This is a genomic window from Moorena sp. SIO4G3 (assembly GCF_010692305.1).
Lineage (GTDB): Bacteria > Cyanobacteriota > Cyanobacteriia > Cyanobacteriales > Coleofasciculaceae > Moorena > Moorena producens_A.
This window is the reverse complement of the sequence record NZ_JAAHIG010000496.1, coordinates 1-5,772: the sequence shown is the minus strand read 5'-3', so window position 1 is coordinate 5,772 and position 5,772 is coordinate 1. Positions and strand designations below refer to the sequence as shown.

Sequence of the window (5,772 nt, the reverse complement as noted above, 5' to 3'; positions counted from 1 at the left end):
TTTGCTAACCAACTACGTCAACAAGGAATGAATGTTTCAATCTATAGACCTTGATCCAGACCCAGTTATGGAATCGAGCTGAGAGGATATCTGAAAAGTTTTTTTATACTGAATTTTGCCCCCCTAGGGCGTGTTTTCAAAGTTTTCCGCAAGATTATGATCCCCCCCAGCCCCCCTTAAAAAAAGGGGGGAGCCATACTCAAAGTCCCCCTTTTTTAAGGGGGATTTAGGGGGATCTCCGAGTTTGAAGACACTCCCTAGCCCCCCAACTTTGGGGGGAACAAGAGTCAATTTGCTTCTATTAGTCCCCCGCCCCCCTAACCCCCCAATTCTGGGGGGAATTAGCGGATGCTTCGCTTTTTGACAGATGGGGATTTAGGGGGCTTTGATCTAGCAAATGAGACTTCTCAGACAACCTCTGACGAAGGAAAATAGGAGGAAAACCTAGTTTTCGTAATAAATCGTAATATATTTGAGATACAATGGGATATCGATCAGTAATACTATTGTATCAGGATAAAAAACCCCGCAATGGTGACAAAAACGGTGTGAGATTTTATGATCACCATGGTGCAGGGGTAAAAAGAACCCGACGGGAAAAAGTAAGGATAAAAAAATAAATATGGGTCATTTACGATCTTTAGTGGTTCTACTGGTAATAGTGCTAATGCTCACGATGGGAATCGAAAGCAAAGCATGGGCAATCGATAAGGAATATATCTGCGAATTTTCGTCATATAATCCTTGTCCTCCGATTGTTCTTAGTTATGACCGCCAGTTAATGATTAATCGGAACCAAGAAGCGTGGAAAGGTGATCCAAATGGCCAAAGAACCATCCCATGTTGAGGTTATGTTTGAAGATGACAGTATTGAATCTGTTGTTTATGATCTCAGCCGTGGAGAAGAAAAGGAATATTTGTACACCCCGAAATGGACATATGCTACGTACAGCGTAAGCGGTGATGTGGTGTTTACAGCCATAGACGATGCTCGTAACGGTGAGGAGTATATTGAGGGATTATAGCAAGCCATAAGAGATAAATATATTTGAGGAGTTGGTTCGCACAAAGCGACAAAAAGCCCAGATTAAACAACGTGGACCCCGCACTCAGTTACGGTGTAATCGACGGGTTAAAGGGTTAAAAAATAAAAGTCAAATTACCGAGGGCAGGATATATCAATAGGGCAATAGCGATCGCCTTTGGCGTGGCCTACGGCCAATCGCACAAGATGTTTGTTCTCACGAGATGTGCCGCTTTCAATGGTGCCCAAACCAAAATTGACCAATGGCACAATGAATGGGTATCCTTTGAACGTAAGTTTGCTAAGATTAAACCAGGGACTAGAACAGGGTCGGTGGGTGATGTTTTGAACTATGCTCCGCAACATAAATTTGCCAACAAGAGGCTATTGGCGTCAGAAGTAATCTCTAATCATCAATAAATATCGGCAATAACAACATAAGATTAAGCTAAAAGAAAGCAATGCGCAGTAAAGAAACAAATAGGCTAATGAGCTATCAAAATAATTCAAAACAATATCACTGTTAGAATCACGAGCGGTTTCTAAGGCCGCCCCATGGCCGGGAGCAGGCAGTGAACCACTTAAGGCAACAACAGCACCACCCACAGTACTTAACAAAATTGATCAAATATTTAAAGTGATACTTCAATACGGGAGTTCTAGTGGTATAACATAAGCGTGTAATATACAAGTGGAGCATTCAATCGACAATCACGTATAGGGTTTAAAAGCATATAGACCCACCAATAAATAATTTTCGCCGGGCGAGAAAAAAAATTAATCTTTGGACCATAAACCACCAAAACCCAAGAATACAGGGTGCGCGTATGATGCAATGGTTGGGTATGAGTGTGAGAAATATAATAAAACGACAGGTAAGACTCCTGATGGGGGTGGCGCATTCACTCTTCGAGTCGTGAATAAAGGTTACGGAGCGGAACACAAACCACATAATGAAGTATGGCAAAGGACCACCGGCTACCCAAGGGGAGCGGAGTGTAGTCAGGAGACGAAGCCAAAAACACCCCAAGCGGAGGGAGAGCGATGTGGTATCATCGTCGAGTAAAGCCAATTTATCCGGGGTTGGGGGTATAACTGACTCCTTGACGGTGGATAAAAGGCCAATGAAATGGTGAAGATGAGAAAGAAATGAATAAAACAGGGATTTTAAGGCTGGGAATATTGGTACTTTTAGGCTGTCTTGCCTTAGGGATGTACTGTAAGCCAGCGATGGCCAAACAAATAGATGTCAGGTACGAATATTGTTTTATCGAAACCATAGACCCGCTCGGACCAGACCCAATTATAGAATGTGAGAACGAACTCACGAAGAATACCGGTGTAATAGTGTCTAATCAAGATTGGCCGGAGCACGCGAGAATTGATGTATTTGTCATAAACACCGGGTACAAGCAGGCGAAATTCGTAGCGTCGGAGGAAGATCATCAAGGACTAGAACAAGTGGTATATTTACTAAAGCCCGAAGGAACCGAGAAATTGACATACTACGTACGAGACTTGTTCAGTGTAATAAACCTAACCGATTCACCATTAAGGGTGAAATCCCAAATAAAGCTCCAGTAGTCCTGGCCTTGCGGTTGAACCCCCGAAAAAAACAAACGCAACTTGCCGCAATTGACTTAACTCACCAGAGGCCATCAATAAATCCACACTCAATGGGAGAGTTAATCAACATCAACAGTATTCTCCTGAATTCAACCGTTTTATCGGTGGCATCCGCCAGCGTGTTGAGGGGGTTTTTCACGAAATTCAGAATACTGGACGTAACCCGGAACGTAATCTCAACAAGAGTATTGTATGTTAATGTGTCCACATTGCGGCCAAAATTACCAGCCAGACCCAAAGCCTCCTGCTTCGTCGTCGCTTTGGCATTGATGTTTTGACTTTTGCGTACGCAACCTCAAAATTCCAATTAGGTCAATAATAAAAAAATATCGCAGCAGGCCTAGTTCTTTGGGAAAGGCGAACAGAAAACCTGAGCGTGTAATAATCAATGCAGATGAGGACTGTTTGATACTTTGTTAATCAAACAGCATAATACAGTGGGTAGGCAACGTCCTTGAACACTGTTCAGGGCACGGTACTAAGGAGAATACATGTTAATTCCTCTCCCACGGTGATAAATGAAGTCCCCACTAAGCGGTTCGGCAGGAGGCTTGAAGATGAATATATAGTGGCCGAGGGGGTCGGCCTGAAAAGCACGAGGTATAACCGATTATCACATGGACGGAATTGGGTAAGTTCCAGTTCCCTTCCTGGTTGTGCCGCCAAGGTCACCGACAGGCCACCTGAGCATGTGGATAAATCCTGGCACAGGGTTAAAATAAATTCGGGGTTAAATGATCCAGACCTAATAAAGGTTTTATAAATGGACCCACGAGAGGCGGGAAAGAAACTTTAGTCACATACCCCAGCAATTGTTCCGGAGTGTGGATTCGAACTATATACTAATATTAACAACCTTCATTGTGGACTTTAAAAAACAACTAACCTCAGATGAACAACAAAAAGTGTAACTTACGTCAATTAATCAAAACCCTGTGTGTGGTGGTAATACTAGCGTTCGGTCTGCTTGGCCTAGGGGATTTAGCCCAAGGGCAAGAACTAGTAGTGAATACGGAGGGATACTGCCGGTTAACCAAGGAAGTAAAATACTGTTAAACCGGTGTGGAAGCGGATAAAATGTATGCGATATTTTATGTTTAAAAAGACAATACAGTGCCGATCATGGCTGGGGGGGCGACAAGCGCCCCAAAACCCATGTGGGATAAGAATTTGACGAAATTATGGTAAAAAAAAGATAGGTCAGCAATTCTCAATAAGACCAATAAAGCTGAAAATGATCCCCTCATTGTACCAAACACACTTAGAAAATCAACTAGTACGTTCTGAATACTTGCTTTTGTCTCTTTTAATTAATCTTCTACAAAATCTCAAAGAAGTAAGCTTAGAAAAATTAGCGACTGCTTTACCTCTACCAATTTTATTTGAGAGTAGACGGAAAAAATTACAAAGATTTCTCTCCTTACCAATACTTAAAGTTGAAAACCTGTGGTTTCCCATTCTCACTAGTTGGTTAACTCAAAATTTTAATTTTAACCAAGTTTTATATTTAGTTATTGATAGAACCAGTTGGGCACGGATAAATTTAATAATGGTGAGCATCGTTTATGACAACAGATCTATACCTGTATATTGGGAATTGTTACCTAAATTAGGTTCAAGTAACTTGACGGAACAAACCGAAATATTCGAAAAAGTTTTACCCTGTCTTGATGCAGTCGCTCATGGGGGGAACCCCCAAGACCGCGCTGCATCGCTTATTTAAAACTTATCAACCGCTCATATTGGGAGATAGAGAATTTTGTTCTGTTAAGTTAGCCGACTGGCTAAGAAAGAGGTCTGTACAGTTTTGCTTGAGATTAAGAAAAGATGAATTTGTTGAAGTAGAAAAGGATGTTTGGAGAGACTTAAAAGCTTTAGGATTAAAACCAGGCTTATCTTTGTTCCTTCAAGGCGTAAAAGTAACAAAGACTCAGAAAATCTGTGGGTTTAATATAGCGTGTAAATGGAAACGAAAGTTCCACGGCTGGTCTCCAGAAGAGGGCTGGTTTATTTTAACAAACTTAACTCGTCTTCAAGATGTAATCCTGACTTACAAAAAACGTTTTAATATAGAAGAAATGTTTAGAGATTTTAAAAGTGGTGGCTACAACGCGCGAGGATACTAATCTTTATGGTCATCGGTTAACCTCTTTAATTTTAATTGTAGCAATCGCCTATAGTTGGGCGACTTTTAAAGGGCAAGAAATAAAAAATAAAGGTGTACAAAAATATGTTGGTCGAGTTAAAGAGTCTGGACGTATAGAAAGGAGACATAGCAGCTTTTACATCGGCTTATATGGCCAAAATTGGGTGAGTTTTATGGAGTCGTGTTGGGATTTGGTTCAGGAGTTAATGAGGTTAAATCGCAATAAACTGGAGTATTATTTACGAGGGCTAAGAGCTCGAACGCTTATTCTTTCTACATTATAGCTTTCATGTCACCCCGTCAGGTAACTTTCACCTTCCTTCCACACCTCTACTTGGCTACTTTCTTTGGCTATTATGATCACCTTGACTCTGCCATGGACCCGATTTTTAAGTAACACTTTATCATCACTAAGAACCATCGGACCACAAGCATAATAGGTTGAGCCAAAATCGCAGATATATTCCTTATCGATTGCCCATGCTTTCCTTTCGATTCCCATGGTGAGCATTAGCACTATTACCAGTAGAACCACTAAAGATCGTAAATGACCCATATGTATTGTTTTTTCCTTACTTTTTCCCGTCGGGTTCGTTTTACCCCTGTACCATGGTTATCATAAAATCTCACACGGTTTTTGTTACCATTGCGGGGTTTTTTATCCTGATACAATAGTATTACTGAACATTATCCCATTGGATCTCAAATATATTACGATTTATTACGAAAACTAGGTTTTCCTCCTATTTTCCTTCGTCAGAGGTTGTCTGAGAAGTCTCGTTTGCTAGATCAAAGCCCCCTAAATCCCCATCTGTCAAAAAGCGAAGCATCCGCTAATTCCCCCCAGAATTGATACCGCTGGCCAAATTAATATTTGTTTACACATATGTCAACCGGTCGGCGCAAGAGCAGCAAAACGAGAACATCGGGTAGCTGCAAATGGAACTCCGAGCCACCAATTAACCAAACGCACAAT

At 41.4% G+C, this 5,772-nt stretch carries 5 protein-coding genes and 1 pseudogene; 5 read left to right on the top strand and 1 reads right to left on the bottom strand.

Going from position 1 to position 5,772, the window contains the following annotated elements:
* Positions 1–821: 821 nt before the first annotated feature.
* From F6J99_RS41040 to F6J99_RS41020, 5 genes and pseudogenes are all read left to right on the top strand, one after another.
* A complete protein-coding gene (locus F6J99_RS41040; RefSeq protein WP_293122169.1) occupies positions 822–1,025 on the top strand; it encodes a hypothetical protein in 204 nt (67 codons plus the stop codon).
* 206 nt (positions 1,026–1,231) lie between these two features.
* A complete protein-coding gene (locus F6J99_RS41035) occupies positions 1,232–1,444 on the top strand; it encodes a hypothetical protein (protein WP_293122166.1) in 213 nt (70 codons plus the stop codon).
* Positions 1,445–2,173: 729 nt separating this feature from the next.
* Complete coding sequence (locus F6J99_RS41030) at positions 2,174–2,608, top strand: hypothetical protein (RefSeq protein ID WP_293122163.1); 435 nt, start codon at positions 2,174–2,176, stop codon at positions 2,606–2,608.
* A 933-nt stretch (positions 2,609–3,541) separates the two neighbouring features.
* Positions 3,542–3,706 (top strand): hypothetical protein, encoded by a 165-nt coding sequence (locus tag F6J99_RS41025; RefSeq protein ID WP_293122160.1) that lies wholly within the window; start codon positions 3,542–3,544, stop codon positions 3,704–3,706.
* A 178-nt stretch (positions 3,707–3,884) separates the two neighbouring features.
* Positions 3,885–5,080, top strand: a pseudogene (locus tag F6J99_RS41020) (IS4 family transposase).
* An 8-nt stretch (positions 5,081–5,088) separates the two neighbouring features.
* Here the strand turns inward: F6J99_RS41020 and F6J99_RS41015 are convergent.
* The gene (locus F6J99_RS41015; protein WP_293122157.1) at positions 5,089–5,352 is read right to left on the bottom strand and encodes a hypothetical protein; all 264 of its coding nucleotides are present in this window, start codon (positions 5,350–5,352) and stop codon (positions 5,089–5,091) included.
* Between the last annotated feature and the right edge of the window lie 420 nt (positions 5,353–5,772).

Coding starts and splice junctions, on each gene's coding strand:
- F6J99_RS41040 (WP_293122169.1), top strand. CDS start 822: ATGGCCAAAGAACCATCCCATGTTGAGGTTATGTTTGAAGATGACAGT.
- F6J99_RS41035 (WP_293122166.1), top strand. CDS start 1,232: ATGTTTGTTCTCACGAGATGTGCCGCTTTCAATGGTGCCCAAACCAAA.
- F6J99_RS41030 (WP_293122163.1), top strand. CDS start 2,174: ATGAATAAAACAGGGATTTTAAGGCTGGGAATATTGGTACTTTTAGGC.
- F6J99_RS41025 (WP_293122160.1), top strand. CDS start 3,542: ATGAACAACAAAAAGTGTAACTTACGTCAATTAATCAAAACCCTGTGT.
- F6J99_RS41015 (WP_293122157.1), bottom strand. CDS start 5,352: ATGGGTCATTTACGATCTTTAGTGGTTCTACTGGTAATAGTGCTAATG.